Genomic DNA, 23,237 nt, shown 5'->3' with positions numbered 1-23,237 from the left:
ATCAAATATAATTCATCACTCAATAGAACCGGCCTAGGTCTGGAATTAAGTATTTCCAGGCAATCTATAGAGGCCGATCTGAGGTGGCTACATTGAAATGAACCTCTTGAGTTCCATGTTTCTCTGCATCACGTTAAGGCTCCTGGACAACATGTAGTTAATCAATGGCCATTTATATATTGTGACCCCGTTTATCTCGTATTCATCCATTGACAATACAAGGTAGCCGGCGGTGGAAATCACGCTACGCGAAGCCAGCTTGGCGACTACCTCATCATGATACTGCCTAGAGACGAAGGGATGCATTAGGACCAATCTATCGAATCCATATTGTGCGTATCGCTCAAGCGATGATAATCCCATGTGAACGCTGCGCCTCGCATCGACGTATTTATGGGCTATTGTCTCATTGTCAGCTATAACCAATAGATCCACGTTTTCGTCAAAGGTCATTCCATCCATTATCCATGTCCGCATCAATACATCCTTTATAGGGCCCACCATATAGAAGCCGACGCCCTTAACAAGCTCCGCGAATCCCTGCTCCACACCGCCTAGCTCTGCGTATGGGATGACGCCGACGCCGAACACTTGCATGGGCAGTACATTGATGAACTCCTCCCCCTCCAGATCAGGACATATGGGCCTCACCCAGTAAGTCCACGAGAAGAAGCCGGGCAGAACCACCAACCCACTCACCTCCATTCCAATCCCGGCCTCCACCAGATCTCGGCCCAATTGGGATCCTTGGAGCATCAATGTTCCATTCAACGTGACATAAGCCTTCCCCTTCGAATCAACAACCATGCCTAGTTCCAAATATTTGCACACCGTACGCATGGTTTCCTCGGGCAGCCCGGCTATCCTCCTCATCAATGCTCTGTAATCCTCATTCCCCAAATCCTTGAATGCATCCACGTGGATCCCGGCTAAGACCAGTCCTCCGTAGATTAATGATGCTTTAAATTTTTATTGGATGGAAGAAAAGAAAACGGGCTTGGAATACCACATGTTATTTATCATTAATCGATGATTTAACCACTTGGGATATATCCAGTACCTTGACTTGAGATCCTTTTGCCCTCGATGCCTCATCCAACATGGCATTACAGAATGGGCAAAGCGTTATTATGGTGTTTGCGCCCGTAGCCTGGAGTTGCTCGAATCTTTCATGGCTTATCCTTTTCCTCTCAGGAACGTCGTACCAGTAATTGGCGCCGCCGGCGCCGCAACAGAAAGTGTTTTTACCATACCTATCCACCTCCACCAAATTGCCCAGCGCGCTGGCCACTTCGCGTTGGGGCTTCACCACATCGTTGTTTCTAGCCAAATAACATGGATCGTGTATCGTCAGCTTATCGACGTTTATCTTCAATTTTAACGTACCACCTTTGATCAATTCATTTATCAACTCCACATGATGAATGACTTGGACGCCCGCCAATCCAAGTTTGGGATACTCATTTCTAAACGTGTTGAATCCATGGGGGCAAATCGTCAATATCTTCTTGACTCCATATTTCTTGAATAAATCTATGTTGGTCATGGCTATTTCCTGGAACCGTCCCTCCTCGCCCAACCTCCTTGCGGGATCTCCACAACAGGTCTCCTCATCGCCTAGAATTGCTATTTTATCAAGCATGCCAGCCCCCCTCAGTATTTCAATCAATGACTTGACTATCTCCTTGGCCTTCGCATCAAAGCTACCCATGCAGCCCACCCAGAACAGGTACTCAAAGCTGGGATTTTCTTGAACTGTCTTGACCCCAAGCTCCTTCAACCAATCATGCCTACCTGCATTGCTCATGCCAAGGGAGTTATTGGATTGCGAGAGATTGAGAAGAAGACCGCTTTTCTTTTGATCCATTCTCATATTCATAACTAAGTTCCTCCTCATGTCTACTATGTAATCGACGTGCCGTATATAGACGGGGCAGGCCTCCATGCATGCACCACAAGTGGTACATGCCCATAATTCATCATCTGCAATTGAACCATCAATTAACTGATTCTTGCCGGCCACCTCAAGTCCTTGCTTCACCTTGGTGATTATCATCATTGGAGAGAGAGGACGGCCCACCGCATAGGCTGGGCAATTATCTTGGCACCTGAAGCAATCCGTGCATGCCAATGCCTCTAATTTATCCAGCTTGGGGATCTCGGATGCGGATGTATATCCTACTTTGGGCATCTCCGGGTTTTCCTTCTCCAAGATCTCCCTTAGATCGAAGGGCTTCCTCAACTCGCCGAGGGGACGGCCATAGCTTAGAATGTAGTTATATAGCCCTAATATTGAGTGGAATATAGCTGTGGCGGGGAGGATAGCTATCAAGAGGAAGGCAATGGGGAAGTGGGAGTAGTAGAGCGCGTAATAGCCATCCCTGGATATGTGCAGGAATGAGAGCATGTAGGCATTGGGCATGAATACCGCGTATTGAGTGAGATTCCTTCCCGTGAATCTATAGGATTCTATGAATGCACCGCTTATGGCCAAGTATATCAAGCCCAGCAGGAAACCTATGTTACTATAGTACTCCATGCCCGTATACAGTTCCCGCCTCTTTACAACCCTATATATGCCCAATATGGAGCCCAGCACCATCACCCAAGCCGTCACATCCATCACGAAGCCACTATAGGCAAGGAAAAGCGGGCCGCAGTATACTTGCTTAGAGAAAAATATACCGGAGTATTGATTTATGGCCACCAATATGGTCCCTATTAGTGACGCGACGAGCGAGTAGAATATCATTAAATGCGCCGCTCCGCCCAGCTTCTCCTCTTTCAGGAACTTCCTATGGCTTAGTAAGTCCTTTAGAAACGGAATCCATGCCTGATATCCCTTTAATACTATTGATATGAATTCCCACAATCCTATTTCATATTTTCTTAGTCTCACTTGTAGAATATAAAAAAACAAAACCACGGATAGAACGGCTAATCCATATACGGCTATCATAGATGGAGACCGTGGCAAACCATAGTATTCTACATAGCATACCTGTAAATTATTCATTGGAAGAATAGCCGAGTAAAATCTTTAAAAGCATTGCCTCCCGATCTATTCATGATGATGCTGAGCCGACTGAGCCCATGATGCCTTATGAGCCTGCTGACTGCATCAAAGAATTGCCACGCATCTCGCCGGAGCTCCGTCTACGCCTGCTATAAGTAAGGGCAAGCAGTATAGTTGAAATGATTTTCCCACCAATGTCTTTAATTGACTCGATACGTTCTCTATTATCACTATGCCATTGGATAGCAGTATTCTATGAACCTCGGGAGATCCTACTGAGGGAGAATCTATTCCCACCGCCTTTACCTTGCCCACCAACGCCTTCGCCGCTCCCTCATCCAACAAACCTATCCTGCTTACATCCACAGGCCCTCCCAGCAACTCATCCCCGGTGCCCGTATATATCAAGACAACGTCGTGGTTTTCCACGCCTGTTAAATCAGTAGAATGAACTATTCTCTCCCTTGATAACACCGCAATCGCCTTGCCGCTAAAGGCAAGGGGATCCAATTCATCTACAGTTTTCCCTCCAATCAGAAAATGATCAGGAGCATCAACATGCGTTCCCGTGTGGGTTCCCATTATTAGTTCATGCATGTTGTATCCATCCTTTTCTATTGTCTTATAGCCCCTCACCTTAGGCTCCGGATCGCCGGGGTAATATGACATTCCATTCCGTATCGGCATGGATAGATCAACTATCTGCATGCATTAGCCGAGACCAAGCATACTAATATATCTATCTAGATCTTAGCTGACGAGCTGCCGCCCAAGGGACGAGAGTTCTTTCCGCCTTCCACTGGGGCTTGCCATAATGGTTCCGGTGCCCCTCGTGGAGACGGCATCACGGATCAGATCCCGTCAGCTGCGGGCAGCTCATAGTCTGTGAAACTATCTCCGCCCTAACGGATGGGGCTTTAGGTACCTTTCATAATGGATCTTGAAGGAGCATCGTCGAGCTGGAGGTAATTACGCAGAACGCTTTTATGCTATGGCTTACTATCCATTAAATGAGCAAGCCCGTGAGGCTGACCAAGAAAGTAGAGGTGGTGCCCGGAAGCCCTAATACGCTTATATATGATGACCGTATTGTAATAGACTTGGGTGGGCGCAATGCCTCCCTCCAAGTGAGCGGAGAGGTTCAGCTGGCAACCCATGGTCACAGCGATCACATAGCAGGGCTTCTGAGCAATGCCAAGCGGAAATACTTGCCGCCCGAGGATTACTGGACCCTTAACATGATTGGAAGAAGAGCCATGACGTATGGATTCAGTTCCCGCGACTCACCTTTCTTCACGTTTGACTTGGTGAGACAAAACATAGACCCCGACTTCTCCGACATCGAGGTGGAGAAGATAAAATTGCCGGGCCACACGCCGGGGCACACTGCATATCTAGTGGATTCGGTGCTCTACGCTGGCGACTCTTTCTTCGGTCAACGCGTGTTGGAGGGGTTTGGGGTCCCATTCTACACCGATTTCTGGGCTGCAATGGATTCCTTAGAGAAGCTGCGGGAAGTGGTCGGGGGAGTGGAGAAGGTAGTGGTATCCCATGGTCCTGTTCACCTGGATTCCAAGAAAGCAAGGGAGTTGGTGGAATTCAACATACGCTTCGATAATGAGTTGGTGAATAAGGTCAAGGATTTAATAAAGGACCGAGAAGCCACGGCAGAGGAGGTGGCCTATTTATTGTCCAATAATAAGGAACCAGCCAATATATATCTAAATTCGATTCCAATAAAATCCATTTTAGTCCAAGTGGCCAAAGAAGTTAGGACCACGGAACGGGGAGTGGTATATAAACTATGATCAGTGATCCCAGTTATCCATAATTTTAGCTTCCGTTTACCTCATCAACACACTGTAGTGTATTCCTTATTGAAATATACTAGTGGCTTATCATGCCTCTTTATCCTAACCTCCTCAACAAGGCCTAGGAATAGCCAATGATCTCCCGCATCTACGATGTTCCATACCTTGCAACCCAGGGATGCCGCTGATTCAACTATATATGGATATTTGCCTTCCTCGAATATTGATGCCGGTTTCTCCGATCTTGAGGCGAAGTCCTGCGATGTCCTGGATTCTCCCTCGGATAATAGATTCACAGTAAATGTACCGCTCTTAATTATGGGCTGCGATATCGACGATGATTTGAATATAGCCACCATTATCAGCGGAGGTTCCATTGATACTGACGTGAATGCACTAACGGTCACCCCGAGGGGCTTGCCTTCATGCCTGGTGGTAACTATGGTTACTCCCTGGGGATACATCCTCATGAATTCCTTCAATGAGTTTTGAACGCTCATCTCCATCATGTTAGTCAATTCATTATCTATTTATTAATTTCTTTCGTTTAGTGAGCATTATGGCAGGCATATATTATCTATTATGAATGTTCCGAAAGTTTTTCCGAAAGCCACGCATGGAAAATCATGGGAATGTTTATCAAAGGGAAGTCAGAACACGCGTTGTGTTGCTCGCGCATGTGTCAGACATACACTTGGGGAGAAGGCAGTATGGATTGGAGGCGCGAGCTAAGGATTATGAAAAGGCATTCATGCAAGTAGTAGATGACTTAGTGAAGTTAAGGGAGGAAAAAGGCTTGGAGGCCGTCCTCGTAACAGGCGATGTATTCGATAGTCCCAGGCCCACTCCCTCCATGTACATGGCTGCAATAGAGGGATTCGCCAAGCTGAGGGATAGCCATATAGAGGTTTTTGCAATACGGGGAAACCACGACGCATCTCCCTTGAATCCGGTCGATAATCCATTGAGGGTGCTCAGCAACACGGGCATGCTTAGGTTATTGGATGATGAATACGTGGATCTGGGCGATATAAGGGTGGTGGGCATTGGATGCAGGCCAGGGGATCGAGGAGGAGAGGTTATTGAGAAGATAAAGGAAATGTACAAGGGAGAACGAACGGTGGTTATGTTACACCAATACGTTAAGGGCACTCCATATAAATATCCTATGCCGGATCTGGATTACTTTGCCATAAACGAGGAATTACCGCGCGAGCCATACTATGCCTTGGGCCATATACATGAACATGGATTGAGGCACCCAAAGCTGAAGGCCGTCTACGCCGGATCGCTGGAGATCTGGGACTCAAGCGAGTTCGAGACGTATGAATTGGCCGGCACTGAGTTGAGGTTCAAGAAGGGCCAGGATAAGAAGGGATTCCTTCTATTGGAGGTAGATGGAGATGTCAAGACCGAGGGCGTGGAGATCAGGGGTACTCGCAGAATGATTAGATTAATTGTGGGGATAAGCGGAGATGAGCCCGGAGAAGTTAGGAAGCAAGTGGAGGAGGCCATTCATAAGATAGGGGTGCGGGATGCATACGTGGAGGTGGAATTGGTGGGAGTCATGCATGATGGGGCTAGGCTGAGGGATTATTCGCTGAAGGAGTTAAGAAATGAGCAAAGCGGCGCGTTGAAAATAGATGTACGTATGGATTTGCATAGAAGGGCGGTAAAAGCGGAAAGAGGATTACAACGATACGGTATTAACGAAATCATAAGGAGCGCACTGTTGAGTGGTTTGACCGATGCGACCGGGAAGGAGGATTTAGTTAATGCAGTTATGGAGGCACTGGCCTTGGTGGAGGAGGACAAGATAGATGAAGCCATCAAATTGATCAGGAGGCGGGTGGGATTGGACGAGGGGCTGGGGGACGCGCATGATACGAGAAGTTGAGCTGAGCAATTTCAGGAGCATCTTGACGGGTAGGGCAGTGCTAACCAAGGGCATTAATTTCATTCATGGATTGAATGGGGCGGGAAAAAGCACCTTCCTCGATGCGATTGCATTCGCATTATACGGAAGCGAGTGGGCTCGCAAGAGCGGCGTCAAAATACAAAACTTCGTTAAGCTGGGAAGGGGGGTCGCTAGGATAAGCCTTATCATAGAGGGCGAGGATGGAAAATACATGGTGCAGCGAGTGATATCTCAGAGCAAGTCGGATACCCATCAGACATACGTTAACCTGATAGACGATAAAGGTTCTCATAAGGTGGCTGCAAGGGATAAGGAGGTAACGGCCTTGATGGGGCGCATCCTAGGCGTGGATGTCGATCTATTCGCTAGATTGCTATATATAAGGCAAGGCGAAGTCCGCGATGTATTGGAAGCGAATAAGGCAGGCAAGAATAGATTAGACGCCGTGATAAAGATAGACGCGTTGAATAAACTCCAAGATACTGTGATAAAGGATGTAAGTCGTGACGTGGAGCGCCGCATTGATTCAATTACAGGTGAGGCCAAGGAGATGAACAGGCAACTGACATCCATGTATAAGAGACTGGAGGATATAGGGAAACAGAAGGAGAGCATCAACCACGAATTGGATACCATAGAGAAGGAAATAGCCAACCTAGAGAGTGAGCTCAATGAGGCGGAGAAGGAAATAGCCAACCTAGAGGAATATGAACGAAAAGCCCACACCTTAGAGGCGCAACTGGATCAAGTTGAGGAGGAAATCAAGGCTTTACGGATAAAGCTAAGGGAGGCCGAGCAAAGCGGCGCGGAGTTGAGGGCAAAACGGAGTCGCTTGGAGGAGATTTCGAGAAGATTGGATGAGCTGAGAAGGGAGAAGGAAGCATACGAATCGCTGAGGAGGAGGGAGGAGTCGTTAAGGGCAACGTTCGAAGAAGCTGAGGTACTCAAGAGGGATAGGGACGCCAAGAGACGGGAGCTAGAGAGAATCAAAGAGGAACTGAGTAGGGAGGAAAAGGAGATTGCTGAGCTTAGAAAGTCAATAAATGAACTGGAGGAAAAGGAATTGGAGGCTGATTATGAGGCGGAGAAGGCCAATAATAAGCTGAGGGAGCTTGAGGAGGAGGGGGCTAGAATAAATGCTGAGTTGAAACACATTGAGATGGAAATAGAATTGCTCAGAACAAAGGGGGGACAAACATGCCCAGTCTGCGGCAAGCCGTTGACGATTGGGGAGGCGGATGACTTGATGAGGAGAATTAGCGAAAAAGCTGATGAATTGAGAAGTAAACTGAAAGAAAATATGACTGCACGGAGAGAGGCGGAGACGAGGGCGAAGAGAAATGAGGAAGAGCTAAGAGAAATATCGCGTGAGGTATCCGAGAAGAGGGGAGTAATCGAGAACGGAGAGAGGCGGATCAAACGATTAAGCGAGGAATCACAACGCCTAGGCGAGGAGCTAAGGGCCATTGAGAACCGCATCAACGAATTGAGTCCCGGTGTACAAGAATATCTATATGTCAAGGATGAGATGAATAGACTTGGGGCCAGCGTAGATGAATACGATAGATTGAGCGAGGAATATAGGTACTTAGCGAGCGAATTAAGCAAGTATGGTACTAACAAGGAGGAAGATATTAGATCCAGGTTAGAGGATGATGAGGTAAAGAAGAGGACAATCCTTGCCTCACTTGACGAATTAAAGGCTAAATTAAATGAACTCGCAAGTCAAAGGACTAAGGCAGAGAAGATTAAGGAGAGACTAAACAATGCAAACATGAGAAGGAGCGAGGCGAGGGGTAAACTGACGCTATTGATGGATGCCGAAGAAAAGGCTGTCGCGGAGGTGGATGAGTTGAAGAAAAGACTAAACAATGCAAACAATGAATTAAGCAAGCTTAAGGGATCCCTGTATTTATTGAACATGATTAACAACTCGATAGAAAGCGCGAAACCGCTGATCAGGAAGACATTCATAGATTTCATGAACGAGGAATTAAGGGAGTCATTCACGTCGTTGAGGCATAAGGAGTCCTACGTGGATATTAGAATGGATGGAGACTACGATGTTTACGTGAGAAGAAGCGATGGAAAGGAGATCCCATTCGATGCATTATCCATGGGAGAGAAGAACTTAGTGGCATTGATATTCAGGTATGCTATGGCAAAGGTGATATTGGGGCACATACCTTTAATGATGATGGACGAGCCCACGGAGCATCTGGACTCCGAGCATAGAGCCAAAGTAGCATCATGGTTGAGGGACATTTCATCCAACATAGATGTGATATTGATAACATCCCACATAGATTCGTTTGAAAACAGCGCGGATAATGTTATAAGAATCGAGGCAATCAATCCATCAGGAGATACTACCGTGGTAAATGCCTAATTCCATTTTTCAACGCACAACACGACCCTGAGGAATTTAGGGGAAGGCCATGGGCTTCACGCAATCTATTTAAAGACGCATTTCATGAATGAATTAATATGGCAAAGTTACTTAGCTATTTCCAGGGAAACGATAACAAGAAGATCAGCGGCGGCTATAGGGCTAGGACGTATAAGGTGAAACCCAAGCACTTGGGCGGAGGACCGGCAACAAATACTAGAATAGGGGAGAATGCGGTGAAGAGGGATAGGTCCTATGGAGGAGTCATAAAGATAAGGCTGTTGAGGACGCAATATGCTAACGTAGTTGATGCAGCAACTGGAAAGACCGTCAAGTCAAAGATAGTTAAACTAGTCGATACGCCGGCCAACAAGGACTTCTTGAAGAGGGGAATAATAGTTAGAGGGGCCATAATAGAGACGGAGGCAGGCAGGGCAGTGGTGACCTCCAGGCCTGGACAGGACGGGGTTTTGAACGCTGTATTATTGAAGTGAGGGGCTTAATGAGGAGGAACCGCTTAATAGTCTGGAGGGTCAACCTCGCTGCAATCCCCAGGAGGCGGGGCAGGGCGGTTCCCAAAAACCTAGCCATCAAGGATCCATCGCTGGAGGAGATAGCCAATGCCATGAGAAGGCTGGGCCTGGAGCCTGAGACTCATCCTGAAAAGAGATACCCATCTCTATGGTTTGACGAATCCGTCAATGGTTACGTGTCTGCCGTGAAGAGCGAAGATGTAAAGCGGAGACGAATTCTAATTGAGATTGCGAGGATAATAAAGACAAGCAGGGAGGCGGAGGCCAGATCCTAACAGTATTCATAGTAGGGACGGCGGGAAGCGGGAAGAGCACCTTAACTGCATCGCTTTCCCAGTACTTGGAGGATCAAGGCAATGAAGTGGCCACCCTTAACCTGGATCCAGCGGCGGAGTATCTACCGTATACGCCCGACATCGACATACGCGATCAAATATCGGCTAGGCAATTGATGAGAAAATACAAACTGGGGCCCAATGCTTCCATGTTGGCCGCAATGGATTTGATGGTTACCAAGGTGGAGGAGATACGGGAGCAGGTAAACGCGTTTGAGCCTGAGTACTTGATAATAGACACGCCGGGACAGATGGAGCTGTTCGCGTTCAGGGGCTCCGGATCCATGGTTGTTAACAAGCTGGCGGGAGAGAGATCCTTGGTGCTGTTCACAATAGATTCGAACCAAGCTAGATCGCCGTCCGGATTGGTCTCCAATTTACTATTATCGCTCTCCACGCAGTACAGGTTTCAAAGGAATCAATACAATGTATTGAATAAATCCGACCTATTATCACCTGATCTAATAGATGAAATAATATCGTGGGTGGAGGAACCACAGCAATTGGAGATAAGCCTTCAAGCAGAGGGGCTGGAGGCGGAACTCAATCTCAGGATAATACAAATAATAGAGGCGATGGGATCCACCTCAACCCCGATTCCGGTTAGTTCGCTCAATAGGAGCGGCTTGGATAGACTTCACGCCGTGCTGGAGCAAGCCCTGACCGGCGGCGAGAAGCCCCAGTGAGAAATCGCAGCATTGAGCGCTCACTTATCCTCTCCCTCCCCGCGCTCCCTTCGCTTCCTCTGCTCCGCTATCTTCATGAATTGAAGCGAGTGCTGCCTATGCACCTCCAGTATTGTTAGGGCTAGGTGGGCCGCCTCCGCCTCGCTGAGGTGGAAAACCGCGTCCCCGATCCTCAGGAAGTACCCGCCCTCCTCAGGGAACCCGTTCTCGTTGAGGCTTGGGGGCTGTGAGTCGATTGTTAACTTGTTGGGTTTCTTATCCTTGCTGAAATGCGTTATCTCTATTATCCTGGACGTAGATTGATCTGACACAGGCATTGAATGTTTCCGGCTTAATAAATGCTTCTCCATGCAAGAAATCCGCTAATTCTCGGGAGGTCCAAGGACATTTCCCACTTATTTTCTCCTTTACATGTTCTATCCCACAGCATAATCGGTTAGTTCGCCATTTCATGAAGCCGCCCCAAGCCATTGAGGACATGAACCTCACTGCCCTGGATCGGGGCCTTCTGCGTCGATGCTTTTAAGATAGAGGCAATGTCGTTCCCTGAGCTCCTGCGTTGCATGTCTGTAAACCTTTCCAGGATCATTCTTGAGGGGCATGAAGACCGAGTTATCTATCCAGACGTCAAGTCTTGCCTTCTTGCCCTCCAGGAACCCATCCCTAACGCTGCAGACCTCTAAGCCATCAACGTAGAACCTGGCTAGACCTTCCTTCCACTCTATTTTATACAGATGATGGGATGCCACATCGAAGCCCTCCAGCGCTGGCCTTGAGCTCAGTACCTTCACCCCAACCCAATCTGGGAAGAGCCTTGAGATGATAGATAGAATTGATGTGCCGAGGCCGGGTTCCTTGAGAATCAAGGGGCAGAAATTTCTTCCAGCCTGGGCGAAGAATCCCCGTAAGGGGTACTTGCCCCTTGAGTTCAGATATATGAACCAGATGGGCATTGAGAGATCGGTAACCATGCTATAATTCCAAAAGCCAAACCCAGCGCTCCCGAAGTGGTCGAATTGAAATTTAACCTTGAACTCGGCATTACCGCCCCGCCACCTCAAGCCCTCGAAGCCGCCGTCAGAGATCTCCGCGTCTGAGTAATACAGAGCCTCGGAGGGACCAACGCACATCCTCAGCCCCTCCCCATCCAGCTCTATGGAGGCGGAATTCTCAGTTCTATACATCCAGGCATTGCTTTTAACCTTGAAGTCATCATGGATCCTCAATGCCATCGATTTAATCTACTCCCCAAGATATATATCTATAACTGCCTTTTTCCATCTTCGTGAATTGCCGAAGAATGACGATCAACGATCAAAATATGCCTGACCCCCTCCTCTTTCCCTGCCTTAAAGGACGATAGTTCCGCTGAAGTCTTGGGCATTACTCCCCTTTAGGGCTATCCGAGCCGTCGTGGTCGGCATCGGGACTTATGGAGGGCAGAAATTAGGTGTAATGTATGATGTGATTCCCGTGATGTAGGTGTTGGGCGGTGCGTTCACGTTGTTTAGGAGTAGGTTGGATTGCGAAAGGCTCACCGTGCTGCTCGATTGAGGAACCACCACGACGTCCCAAGTGGTATCAACCCAAATGGTTTGAAAAACGTCAAAGGCACATGGAATCTGAGCCGTAAGGACATTATTCTCAAAATCAACATTAAATGCCGCAGCGCTCTGCGACGATAAAATAGGCATAAACACGTTGGCCGGCGCTATATCCTCAAAGGAGTTTGGGAATCCTTTATCATTAGCGCCATAGCCTATGCTGAATATCCATGTAATATTAGGTACCTGCACAGTGGGTTCGCCAGGTATGCCCGTGGCTGCTGGTGGGCTTTCTGAACCGCTAATGGATTCACTAGTACCGGTGGGCAGTGATATGCCAACGCTGACCGTTGGAATCCCTAAACTAACACCGACGGATACCGTATAGCTAGTTACGCTGCTCGTTGATGGCGGATTCCACGAGCTAATGCCGAAGAGTCCATCACCTGGATCGCCGATTAGGTCATTGGTTACGCCCTCATTGAATAGTTGGTAGCCGTGGTAGTAATCAATTGCCCCTAGTTGAGAGTCAACATAACCATTATTGTTATACATTGTCGAACTCTCATAGTAATCCTCGTAACCAAGGACCTCAGCAGGCAACCAATACCAATTACTTTCACGAGGATTCACAGCATAGGCAATATTATCCATCGCTAAGCATGTATCCCAATAATACGTCCCATTACCATCAGTATAGGCTACTATACCACTAGATGAAACGGCATTTATCAACATTGGCGTCGCCCATACAAATGTACCATTACCATTCGTGTATATGCCGGGTTTTGGACTTGAGTAACTTCCAAGTTGCTCGTATTCATAGTAGCATGGATCCACAGTATCAACGACACCATCAACTACCTTCGGACTTGCAGTTGGTCCCATCATATTCGTTATGACTGTTGGTAATTGTTTTGGGTGTACTGGCCCTATGACCAGTCCTACTGGTTTGATGGGGCTCACGATTATTATCACAGGCTCGCTCATGTTCACTGGTATTATTGGGTATGCCAGCAGGTAGTCCTTGTTCTGCGTATATGGATGTGCAATGCTCGAATAAGCCCTCAACGTGTTATTGGTGGCTACGGCCCATGAGTAGGATAGAATGAGTTCCACAATCCTCTCATCGCTTCCATTCGCGTAGATGCCGACAATATCGCCCCTAATGATGGCGCCGGTCAACCCATGAATTACTGGGCTCGCTAGGTTAATGGTCGCTTCGCCGCCAGGATCATTGATGATGCCGGGCCTAATCAAGGACCAATCAATGATGACGACGCTATTGCTTGGCAGCTCGGGGAGTTGGTCTATGCTTATTGGTTTGATAAGCGATTGATTAATGCCAATGCTTGCCAGCCCCTGGGCAAGCGTTGATGGACCAACAACATATACTGGAACGTTGATGGCCGGCGGCCTGGTAATGCTTTGATTCACGACCATGTATTCATTAATCACTGCATTACCGGAGTCGCTCACTGCCCCACTGGCGGGGAGCCTCGGCAGGAGCACCGCAAGTGCGATGCCGACAATCACAATAATGGAGATAACAATCAAAAACTTGGATCCGGAACCCATACTCATCACCTAATTACCACTCGCGGGACTTTTTTTATCCCAGCTGTTCAGCGAAAGTGAACTGGATAGAAAAGTTTTTAATTTTGACTATCTTCGCTGCCTTGAGGAGCAAGGTTTGCCGTCCGTTATCAAGTTATGAGTCGTTAACTCTGGATCACACCTCGATTATATGCATCTCATATTTGGCCGCCGCATCAGGATCCTTTAGGCCATGCCCCGTCGCTATTAGAACTGTTGAGCCGCTTAAATCGCTCGCCAGCCTCAGATATGCCGCATACGTGGACGCACTTGCCAGCTCCACGAATATGCCCATTTTTGCCAGTGCCTTTTGCGCGTTGATTATTTCCTCATCGCTCACCGTTATGAACTCGCCGCCAGCGGCCTTAACCGCCCTCCAGGCACGGAACCAATTAACTGGTTTCCCGATCCGTATCGCTGAGGCCACTGTTTCCGGTATAACCGGAATCGGTTCCTCCCTCCCCATTATCCAGGCCGACGCTATTGGACTGGCTCCCTCTGCCTGCACTCCTATCAATCGTGGAATGCTATCCGTCAAGCCCGCCTCCATGGCTTCCACATATCCCTTCCATATGGCATATATATTGCCCGCATTGCCGACGGGAACTATGATGTTATCCACCTTGGCTTCCTCGATCACCTCTAACGCAATAGTCTTTTGGCCCTCCAACCTCCACGGATTAAAAGAGTTAAGCGGGTAGCTGCGTCCTACCTCCCTCGCCAACACATAATTTAAAGCCTCATCGAAACCACCCCTCACCTTAAGTATCGTAGCTCCGTGAATTATTGCTTGGGCCAATTTCCCCATCGCTACATGGCCATCCGGCAAAGCTACCTTAACCTCCAGGCCGGCGGCCGCGCCATAGGCTGCGGCGGATGCCGCGGTATTCCCAGTCGATGCGACCACCAAAGAGCTGGCACCGGCCTCCTTAGCAATGCTCACCCCGACAGTCATGCCCCTATCCTTAAATGACCCAGTTGGATTGGCGCCCTCGAATTTAAGCAGCAAATCCCTTCCCATACGTATGAGGGGGGTGCATCCCTCCCCGAGCGTTATCTTATTCCTGGGCCTGGGCAGCAGGGAGGAGTACCGCCACACGCCCCTACCGCTTGGATTGAGGACGGGAGATTCCAGCATCGCATCGAGAAGCTCGCCGCAGCGGGGACACTTGAAGGCGGTGGGGGATGGAGTGACCTCGGCCCCGCAGCGGGGACATTTCATCACATATCCGGAGAATAGACCGTTGTTTCCCGACTATCCATGCGATTACGATTTGCTGGGATTAAAATACATATTTGAATAATTGACAATAATCAAGGATATATTATTGATAAATTTACTTCTCCCCCCGCAGCAATGTCATTAACTTGCTCACATCAACAATAGTTATTTCGTCGTTTATTATATCGTAATGAACCCAATTAATGGAGCTGGGAACGCCTTTCATTCTTTTCACTCTGAACCTACGTATTGATAGACCTATTTGCTGCAGCGTGGAATCGACATCCACTTCCATAACTCCATCAAAGGTGTATTCTATTGTATCTAGCAAGTTAGTTATATCATCCGTCGTGGTGTGGGCCGTTATTATCGATAGAAGGCCCTTCTCTCGTGAAAGGGCTTTCATGCCTTTTATGAACTTTATCATATCTCTCGGATCCATGTTAATCAAGTAATCATTTATTGAATCGATTATTATCAATTTAATATTAAACTTCCTCGCCACGTTGAGAATCGATGAGTTAAGCGAGTCTATGTTGTATTCCGAGATCACATCCGTCACTCCTTTAGATTGAACCTGGGAAGAGAAGCCGTTGATCATCAATAAATTCTCCTCATTGCCTCCCAGCCTAACCACGGAGTCCATCACCGAGGCCGGATCATCATCGAAGCATACATAGAGAACCCGGGCGTTTTTACTCATGTTGGCCGCGATCAATTGATTGAAGAACGTCTTTCCCATGCCCAAGCCACCCCTTATCAATATAACATACGAAAGAGGTATTCCCTCTGGAAGGATGGATTCCATGAATGGCAATTTAATCCTGTCCACCATGTCTGCACAAATCCACATCGCCGGTAATAAAGATTGCCTTTAAATCATCGATAAGGCCTTTCGTTGGCGACAGGAATCGGACGCGTGGATCCATGCAATTCGAAATCCCATCGACGTCATGTTTTTAAAGATGAGACGGCGTTCCCGGCACATGTCCTACCTGAGGTGGTTGGGCCACGCGGCGTTCGAATTAAGGGCAAGCGGAAAAACGATCCTGATAGATCCATGGATAACCAACCCTATGTCGCCGGCATCAGTGGATGAATTCAAGAAGGTGGATTTCATCTTGGTCACCCACGATCACTCAGATCACTTAGGGGATGCAGTTCAGATAGCGAAACAGTCTGGAGCCACCGTGGTCGGCATTTTCGAATTAATGGTTCACCTGGAGGAGAGCGAGGGGGTGAAGAACACGATTGGAATGAATGTGAGCGGCACGGTTAAGCTGGGCGATAACGTAGAGGTCACAATGGTGCCCGCGGTCCACAGCTCCACCCACGGCTCCCCCGCGGGTTTCGTTATCAAGACGCCCGAGGCTGTGATTTACCACGCGGGAGACACGGGATTGTTCAGCGACATGGAGTTGATAGGTCGGCTGTATAAACCCGACATAGCTCTTCTACCCATCGGCAGCACCTTCACCATGGGGCCGAGGGAGGCGGCATACGCTGTTTCCCTGATAAACCCCAGAATGGCAGTGCCCATGCACTACAACACATTTCCCCCGATAAAGCAAGACCCCACCGAGTTCGCGGGGTTAGTGGCTAAGATGTCTCCTCATGTCAAGGTAGTAATAATGAAGCCCGGCGATAAAATCGAGCTGCCGCCGTGAATGTTTAGGCAAAAATCACTCCTCCAGCTCCTCCTCCATCTCCTCTCCAAGTCCCTCCTCCATTACCTCCCCGGCGCCCGTCTCTTCCACTCCCTCCAGCGATGAAATGGATTCGGGCCTCGGCTTGCTGGCCTCCTCGATATACCTAGGCAGCATCTCCGCCTTCCTCCTCAATATCCTGAATGCTTCGTTTATTAGACTATTCATGTCTAGATTACCGAACGACTCGATCCAAAAAACGTACTTCTCCTCGTCCCATTCCACACGTATGGCGCCGCCGCAGACCTCCTCGCATGTCTTCCACTTATCGAAGGTGCATTTAAGCGGATCCAATATTCGAGGCTTGCCGTCCTCCACCGCAATGGCGTCCGGGCATATTTCGACGCACTTGCCACAATCATCGCTGCCGCCCCTCACCGTTATGCGGGGGTAATAGCCATACGATGCCAGACAGGGCTGCCACTTGGCATGAGTCCTTCCTCTCCCCAGCTTGGCATATGCCTCCAAGGAAAGGACCTGCCCCTCATCTAACTTAACTATGGGTATATCTGGATGAACTGGGGAGAAATCCGGGTCGTCGGGTATTAAATCCTTGCTGTAAACCGTGACTGGTTTTTTGGCCTCCACGTTCAATTGATACCTTATTTGGCATAGGGATGGATCCACCAATTCATCCTCGCACTCCTCTATCTTGGGCATCTTCTCCAAATTAGTCCTCAAAGGCACCATTGCGAGCCTATGCGCTATCACCTCATCGTAGAGCACGGACGTGTTGTCCAGTATTATCACGTTATCTATGGCTACTATGGGTACCTCCGATATTAACGTCCTGCGCAATGCATTCACTAGACTCGGCTTCACTCCATCTATGACGAACTTGACGAAGTCATCCCGCCTCTCCACCAATTTGATCGAAACCACTATTAAATCGTCGATTCCCTCTATTTAAAAACCTCACCGCGCCGTGAACCGACCAGCCCTAATGAGGGGACTCTCCACTTAGATCCCCTGCCTTACCCACTCTCTTCCGCATCTCATTTATCTCAATATTAAACGCAGCTCCACATATCCATGGGTTGGCTACATCCTCAATGAAATAAATGCCATTACCTATACGCTAACCGAAGCATGAGGAAACATTCACATGGAAAAACATGGAAAACAAGCGAATTTAAAGCGCTTGGATGATTGGATCTTACTTCTTTTTCCCCAATGGAAATACCGGAATGGGGCCTTTTAGCCCAGCCATCTCCCACCTATCGTTTATCACGGTAGCAGCGCCCACCCACATAGTGAGGAGGGAGTCAAGGAATCCTACATACCCCGCAGGCTTCAACGCGCTTGGGAATGTGCCCATTGCCGTGGACATGGATGGGGCTAGCGTGGTTAAGGGCACCGCGTATAAAGCGAAGGTTAGCAGCAAGAAGAGAAGAGTCAAGTTGAGGGCTAGATTCATCTTGAAGCTGCCCAACCAGTAGATGAATGTCATTATCGTGAATGCCACCGCCATCAAGCCAACGAAGTGAGCCACCTCAATCGATGAGAAGCCCCAAGCGAATATTCCAATATGGGCTATCCCGAACGATAAGAAGAATGCTGAGTAAGTTCCAAATGCCGTGGCACCAAACGTGTTTCCATTATTATACTCCCAGTTCGCCGCTATTAAAAGGAACAAGCCGCCGAACACCAATGCCGGCGATATCATAACTATGCTCTCGGACCAGCGATAAAAGCCAATTGCATATATTGAAAGGAAAAATAGGGAGAAGCCATAGGCAAATATGCCCAGCGCCGTTGGATCGCCCTTCCTCTTTTCGAATGACATGTTAATCGCTTAATTGAGAACATGCATGACTAAAGGCATTTCCCAGGTTAATGCCTACATATTATATTATGATGAATTCATTTATATTAATGCAAAAATAGGAAGTAACTCCCACGAATTATTGCGCGATAGTGCGGAGAATGATTGAATAAGCCCCCGCTGAGGCAGGCCGATTCATTGTCCCTTGAACCACTTATCCAATAGCCTCACCGTTTCCACCGCGTTCTTGGCATACCCATCAGCGCCTATCTTTTTGGCGTACTCCTCTGTGACCGCCGCGCCTCCTATCACTACCTTTATCTTTCCCCTCAATCCCCGCTTATCCAATAACTCCAATACCTTCCTCATATTTATGGCGGACGTGCTTAATAGGGAGCTCAGCCCTATTACCTGTGCGTTTTCCTTTATCGCTTCCTCCACGAACTTCTCGGCGGGGACGTCGACTCCGAGGTCTATAACGTCGTAGCCATTGGCCATCAACATCATCTTGACTATGTTCTTCCCAATGCTATGAATATCCCCCTCCACGGTTCCTATAACTACCTTAACCCGCTCCGCCGATTTATTTTCCTTGAAGAAGGGTTCTATTAACTTAACCACGCCCTCGCCTATCTCCCCCGCCATGACCAACTCGCTCACGAAGTACTCGCCTCTCTCGTATCTGTCGCCCACAACATCCATTCCCTTCTTCATCAATTCTATCAACTCCAGCGGAGAGACTCCCCTCTCCAAGAGCTGCTTCGCCAATTCCACCGAATCATCCTCTAAATCGCCAACCGCTACGGAGAACTTGGACTTCAAGTCATCCAAGCCAGGTAATTCTTGCTTAGCGATTATTTTTCCATTATCTATGTTGGCCTCCGCCTCGTTCAGTGCCGCCTTCAAATCATCTATCATGCCGGAGAAGGGGCGAGGCAACCGCACGATTGGGCTGACCGCGGGCTCTCGTGAATCATCCCTCCACTCCACCGCCTTGAAGTCGCCCGTCAACACGGCGGCCACGTTGGTGGTTATTATGGTCGATTCCCTCAACGGCCCGAACAAGATGAAGTCTATGTATGGAAACATGGCGGAGACGACCGCCATTGATGCGCGCATGGACGTCTTCACGAATTGGGCATAGTCATCCACAACGCCCCTCTCCTTGAGGGACCTCAACACTGCGTCGACCTTCTTCCACGTGGGAACAACGTTGGCTGGCGCGAAGCCCACCAAGTAATTTCCAGCTATTCTCGACTTGAAGCTGGGAATCAATGCGGCCGTGGCGGCCATATCCGGCACGTCCAGCACGGATAGATCTATGAGCGTGGGAATCCCGCCCAAGCCGGCCTCCCTCAACCTGGCCATTATGGAATCCGCCACCTTAACCTTATTATTGGGATCCACGTCGAATGCCGCCGCCACGAGACCCGCCACCCCGAAATCCCTATAGTGAACCAACTCATCAACTGTGGATTTATAGTCGATGGAATTTATGATCAATCGACCGCTGAGGCCTACCTGCCATGCCCAGTAAGCCACTCCAAGCCTCAAGTCCTTGGCAGTGGCGTCAGCCATTATGACCCAATCCCTTGGCACTATGCCCGCAACGAAGTCCAGGAATTTCTGAAATGCCTCAACGGTCTCTCCCTCCACATCTATCGTGCACCTCAGCCCATAGCTGCTGCATAGTTCTACGTACTCCCCAATAAGGGCCTCGGCCTCGCCCTTCTTGAACTCGCCCCTCTCCCTATCCACCACTAGCTTATCCTTAGGATAAAAGATCGAGCCCACCAATAGCGGCGAATCCTTGAAACTCCTTCGTCTTCCAAGCATTAACTCATCCGCTCCCGAGCACATTATATAAATCTTAGTCCAAGCTCCAAATACAACTGCCCCGCCCTAAAGGGCGAGGCTCGTCGTCGCTTCATCGCTGGGCCTCTCCCCGCGTATGGAGACTATCGTCGATGATCGACTTGTCTATTAACGATGTGCCTGAATTGCTTGGATGCGTTAAAAACACATTGGCTCCTTCGATCTCATCCCTAATGCATTCCAGGCACGGCTCCTCCTTGAATATGCCGAAAATCGAGGGCCCAGCGCCGCTGAGCCCTACCCCAATTGCTCCGTGCCGCAGCAGGACGTCCCTGGCGCCCGCGAAGTGCGGGTAGGCCTTTATCCTGTGGGGAGTTACTAAGTGATCTATGCCGACCGCTCGCCCGAGGAGCACTACATCCCTGACGTGGGCAGCGTGGATGAGGGATGCTAATCCAGCCAAATTCTCCACAGCGCTTCTAATATCCACCTTGTCCGGCAATAGCTCGCGCATGTAACTCGTGCTGGGCTTGCTCCCGACGGTCACCACCACTATGGGAAATCGCCATAAATCCATTTTATCTATTCTTTTCAATTCTTCGTTGATCAAAACCAAGCCCCCAAATAAGGATGCGGACACGTTATCCAAGTGCGGTGAGCCGGCGGCCTTCACCTCGCCCAAAGCCGCTAACCTAGCCAACTCCCAATCACTCAAGCCAAGCCCCAAGAGCCGCGCGGCCAGGTAAGCCGACGCCGCGGCATCCGCGCCGCTGCTCCCCAAACCGCTGGCAGGCCGGATTCCCTTCCATATACTAGCCGTGAATCCCCCCTCATACCCGGCGATTCTAGCTGCCCCAGTCAACACTGGGTGAATCACGTTTTCGGATGCTTGAGGCGGGACCAGGGATGCGTGGGGACCCATTACCTCTACATCCAAGCCCGGCTCTTCCCGTAGGTCCAGGCACACCACGTCAAACGGTCCATCAAGGGCCACGGCCACCACGTCGAAGCCTGGCCCTAAATTAGCCATTGATGCAGGCGATTTAGCGCAGATCATCTTGCCAAAATTGACCAGTCCTTAGCTATCTCATCTTGCTCCTTTGACACCTTATCCATCAATTCATCGAATCTCCGCTCCAAATACTCGTATACCCTATCTACTTTGGAAGCAAAGCCCGGCTCGCTCAACCTATGGGGCCGCAATCCCACCCTGCCCAAGGCGCTCCTCACTATCATCCAATGAGCCACGGCCTCCCTGGAATATAGACTTTTTACGGTTGCCCAACTCACCTTGCCTAAAACCCAGTAGATCTCCCTAGCGAAGTTGGTGCTTATTACCCTTAAGAATGATTCCTCATTGCTGGATACCAGTTGGGCGCAATTCATGCCTTGAACAATGGCCTCGAATTTGCCGAGTTCTTCATCGCCTATTCCCATCATTGCCTTAAGCGTCGCCCCATCCCTGAGAAACGCGCCGCAATCCTCGTTGACGTAAAGCCATAATGCTGTGGCGACCGAGTCCAGCACTCCACGCATGAATGCTTGCACCAACTCGTTCTCGCTTGGCGATGAGGAACGCATCGGAGCGTTTCCCAGCAACGCGCTCCTGACTTCCTCGAAATCCATCACTCCGGCGAATGCCAGTTCTCCATTTATGAAGATGCTGGGAACAGATCTAACGCCCTTCTCAATCGCAACGTATGGGTCCTTCGACGTATCGATTATGCGCACCTTATCGATGAGACCCCACCTATGCAACCGTTGAAGCAGGGCATGGCACGTGGAGCACGTTGGATGGACGAATACCTCTATATCCACATTGCCTTATAATAGATACTATATTTAAACATTGATCCCGCCGCCCCAGACGCCCTACTACGCGATAATTAAGGAGAACACCCCCTCATCAATCTACACTGATAGATAACTAGTAATGATGATCTTATTGATAAATCGATATCCAGGATTAACATAATGACATGCAGTTCCGCTGGAGCACTGCAATGCCCTGAAAAATAGATGATGCGGCGAAGCTGAGATCTACATACCTCGTAAGTATAGGATCGATCCTTGCTGGGTTTAAAAAATTACCCTTGGTTAGCCAAGGCCTTGGCCGAAATAATGGAAAAACGGAAATAATATTGACAAACTATGAACGCATGGCGGACTTGCTACGCGTGCTGGAGAATGCCTCTCAGCTGAGGCTGGAAATAGAAGGCGACGCGATAAAAGCCATAGAAGGCCAGACATCCGAGCTGGCAAGTGAGGCATGCGCTGGGGTGGACAACGAGGATTGCAAGGGTCTTCTTGAGGAAGCATTGAAAAAAGCCGCCAGAGGTCCCCTGGATTCCAACTACTGGAGATATATAGCCTACATCGAATTAATGCTTGCGCCAAATCCCACGGAGGCGCAATCCCTATTGAGGATGTGGAGCTCATTGATAGAGGCTGCGTTCCGAAGGAATTGCCATGCGGCGGCGGAGCTTGGCAGAATTGCCGCGGCATCCATGACAATAGCCATGAACATCTACATGGCGGCATTCTCAGAGCTCGTGGGAGCCAATTGGGAACTGTTGAACTCCATCGTCAAATCAGCTATAGGGCAATTGATGACATAGACAAAATAGAATGCCAAAAACCCAACCCCCTAATGGAGGGACCCCCCACCAACTGGCCCAGACATGACCCCTTCCCACACCGGTGAACCAAAAACTTCAACGCTTCAATGCTTCAATTAAACGATTTCATTATTTTCCACCGTTAGAGAACCGCGATTAAGGTCACCACCACGCTTCGCTGCAGACACGGGTCACGATGCTCCAGAATCATAGAATGGCAAATAATTGCGTTACCAATTTTTGGACACGCAATTTATCTTGACTAATAACTTGCTTTCCTTTA

Annotated in this window: 22 protein-coding genes; 8 read left to right on the top strand and 14 right to left on the bottom strand. The window is 49.0% G+C overall.

Translation table 11 applies throughout. The features are described 5' to 3' along the window. Positions 1-87: 87 nt before the first annotated feature. From ACZ5ZS_RS02110 to ACZ5ZS_RS02100, 3 genes are all read right to left on the bottom strand, one after another. A complete protein-coding gene (locus ACZ5ZS_RS02110) occupies positions 88-918 on the bottom strand; it encodes a hypothetical protein (RefSeq protein WP_188596240.1) in 831 nt (276 codons plus the stop codon). A gap of 94 nt (positions 919-1,012) precedes the next feature. Further along, entirely contained in the window at positions 1,013-3,016 is a 2,004-nt protein-coding gene (locus tag ACZ5ZS_RS02105) for a (Fe-S)-binding protein (RefSeq protein ID WP_188596239.1), read from the bottom strand. Positions 3,017-3,121: 105 nt separating this feature from the next. Continuing rightward, positions 3,122-3,724 carry a cyclase family protein gene (locus tag ACZ5ZS_RS02100; RefSeq protein ID WP_188596238.1) on the bottom strand — a complete coding sequence of 201 codons (603 nt, stop codon included), beginning with the start codon at positions 3,722-3,724 and terminating at the stop codon, positions 3,122-3,124. Between the two features lie 302 nt (positions 3,725-4,026). On the opposite strand from ACZ5ZS_RS02100, the gene ACZ5ZS_RS02095 reads away from it, so the two are divergent. Then, positions 4,027-4,824: an MBL fold metallo-hydrolase gene (locus ACZ5ZS_RS02095; protein ID WP_188596237.1), complete on the top strand. Its 798-nt coding sequence runs from the start codon at positions 4,027-4,029 to the stop codon at positions 4,822-4,824. A 44-nt stretch (positions 4,825-4,868) separates the two neighbouring features. Here ACZ5ZS_RS02095 and ACZ5ZS_RS02090 read toward each other — a convergent pair whose 3' ends face one another. Continuing rightward, positions 4,869-5,336 (bottom strand): flavin reductase family protein, encoded by a 468-nt coding sequence (locus tag ACZ5ZS_RS02090; RefSeq protein ID WP_188596236.1) that lies wholly within the window; start codon positions 5,334-5,336, stop codon positions 4,869-4,871. Between the two features lie 155 nt (positions 5,337-5,491). Between ACZ5ZS_RS02090 and ACZ5ZS_RS02085 the strand changes: the two genes are divergently transcribed. The 5 genes from ACZ5ZS_RS02085 to ACZ5ZS_RS02065 all read left to right on the top strand — a co-directional run bounded on the left by ACZ5ZS_RS02085 (position 5,492) and on the right by ACZ5ZS_RS02065 (position 10,688). After that, entirely contained in the window at positions 5,492-6,724 is a 1,233-nt protein-coding gene (locus tag ACZ5ZS_RS02085; protein WP_188596235.1) for a metallophosphoesterase family protein, read from the top strand. Further along, the gene (locus ACZ5ZS_RS02080; protein ID WP_188596234.1) at positions 6,708-9,134 is read left to right on the top strand and encodes an AAA family ATPase; all 2,427 of its coding nucleotides are present in this window, start codon (positions 6,708-6,710) and stop codon (positions 9,132-9,134) included. Before ACZ5ZS_RS02085 ends, ACZ5ZS_RS02080 begins: the two co-directional genes overlap by 17 nt. A gap of 98 nt (positions 9,135-9,232) precedes the next feature. Beyond that, positions 9,233-9,628, top strand: coding sequence for a 30S ribosomal protein S8e (locus ACZ5ZS_RS02075; protein ID WP_188596233.1), 396 nt, complete (start codon positions 9,233-9,235; stop codon positions 9,626-9,628). A gap of 8 nt (positions 9,629-9,636) precedes the next feature. Beyond that, positions 9,637-9,942, top strand: coding sequence for a signal recognition particle subunit SRP19/SEC65 family protein (locus ACZ5ZS_RS02070; protein ID WP_188596232.1), 306 nt, complete (start codon positions 9,637-9,639; stop codon positions 9,940-9,942). Then, positions 9,936-10,688, top strand: coding sequence for an ATP/GTP-binding protein (locus ACZ5ZS_RS02065; RefSeq protein ID WP_188596481.1), 753 nt, complete (start codon positions 9,936-9,938; stop codon positions 10,686-10,688). The genes ACZ5ZS_RS02070 and ACZ5ZS_RS02065 overlap by 7 nt, the downstream gene beginning before the upstream one ends. 20 nt (positions 10,689-10,708) lie before the next feature. On the opposite strand, the gene ACZ5ZS_RS02060 is transcribed toward ACZ5ZS_RS02065, so the two are convergent. The 5 genes from ACZ5ZS_RS02060 to ACZ5ZS_RS02040 form a co-directional block, all read right to left on the bottom strand. Continuing rightward, positions 10,709-10,999 (bottom strand): hypothetical protein, encoded by a 291-nt coding sequence (locus ACZ5ZS_RS02060; RefSeq protein ID WP_188596231.1) that lies wholly within the window; start codon positions 10,997-10,999, stop codon positions 10,709-10,711. A gap of 174 nt (positions 11,000-11,173) precedes the next feature. Beyond that, complete coding sequence (locus ACZ5ZS_RS02055; protein WP_188596230.1) at positions 11,174-11,920, bottom strand: hypothetical protein; 747 nt, start codon at positions 11,918-11,920, stop codon at positions 11,174-11,176. 198 nt (positions 11,921-12,118) lie between these two features. Continuing rightward, a complete protein-coding gene (locus ACZ5ZS_RS02050; protein ID WP_229657676.1) occupies positions 12,119-13,810 on the bottom strand; it encodes a hypothetical protein in 1,692 nt (563 codons plus the stop codon). Positions 13,811-13,964: 154 nt separating this feature from the next. After that, a complete protein-coding gene (thrC, locus tag ACZ5ZS_RS02045) occupies positions 13,965-15,050 on the bottom strand; it encodes a threonine synthase (RefSeq protein ID WP_188596228.1) in 1,086 nt (361 codons plus the stop codon). Positions 15,051-15,165: 115 nt separating this feature from the next. Continuing rightward, positions 15,166-15,885, bottom strand: coding sequence for an RAD55 family ATPase (locus tag ACZ5ZS_RS02040; RefSeq protein ID WP_188596227.1), 720 nt, complete (start codon positions 15,883-15,885; stop codon positions 15,166-15,168). 151 nt (positions 15,886-16,036) lie between these two features. Here ACZ5ZS_RS02040 and ACZ5ZS_RS02035 point away from each other — a divergent pair, with 151 nt between their 5' ends. Then, positions 16,037-16,717, top strand: a complete 681-nt coding sequence (locus ACZ5ZS_RS02035; protein WP_188596226.1) for a metal-dependent hydrolase — start codon at positions 16,037-16,039, stop codon at positions 16,715-16,717. A gap of 15 nt (positions 16,718-16,732) precedes the next feature. On the opposite strand, the gene ACZ5ZS_RS02030 is transcribed toward ACZ5ZS_RS02035, so the two are convergent. The 5 genes from ACZ5ZS_RS02030 to ACZ5ZS_RS02010 form a co-directional block, all read right to left on the bottom strand. Next, positions 16,733-17,638, bottom strand: a complete 906-nt coding sequence (locus ACZ5ZS_RS02030) for a DNA-directed RNA polymerase subunit D (protein WP_188596225.1) — start codon at positions 17,636-17,638, stop codon at positions 16,733-16,735. A gap of 274 nt (positions 17,639-17,912) precedes the next feature. Beyond that, positions 17,913-18,542 carry an acetate uptake transporter gene (locus ACZ5ZS_RS02025; protein WP_188596224.1) on the bottom strand — a complete coding sequence of 210 codons (630 nt, stop codon included), beginning with the start codon at positions 18,540-18,542 and terminating at the stop codon, positions 17,913-17,915. Between the two features lie 174 nt (positions 18,543-18,716). Beyond that, positions 18,717-20,357, bottom strand: a complete 1,641-nt coding sequence (locus tag ACZ5ZS_RS02020) for a cobalamin-dependent protein (protein WP_188596223.1) — start codon at positions 20,355-20,357, stop codon at positions 18,717-18,719. 91 nt (positions 20,358-20,448) lie between these two features. Continuing rightward, entirely contained in the window at positions 20,449-21,366 is a 918-nt protein-coding gene (locus ACZ5ZS_RS02015) for a homoserine kinase (protein ID WP_188596222.1), read from the bottom strand. Positions 21,367-21,389: 23 nt separating this feature from the next. Further along, positions 21,390-22,154: a thioredoxin family protein gene (locus tag ACZ5ZS_RS02010; RefSeq protein WP_188596221.1), complete on the bottom strand. Its 765-nt coding sequence runs from the start codon at positions 22,152-22,154 to the stop codon at positions 21,390-21,392. 341 nt (positions 22,155-22,495) lie between these two features. On the opposite strand from ACZ5ZS_RS02010, the gene ACZ5ZS_RS02005 reads away from it, so the two are divergent. Beyond that, positions 22,496-22,954, top strand: coding sequence for a hypothetical protein (locus ACZ5ZS_RS02005; RefSeq protein WP_075058927.1), 459 nt, complete (start codon positions 22,496-22,498; stop codon positions 22,952-22,954). Positions 22,955-23,237: the final 283 nt, after the last annotated feature.

Source organism: Thermocladium modestius, from assembly GCF_055398215.1.
This window is presented reverse-complemented; position numbering and strand designations above follow the sequence as displayed.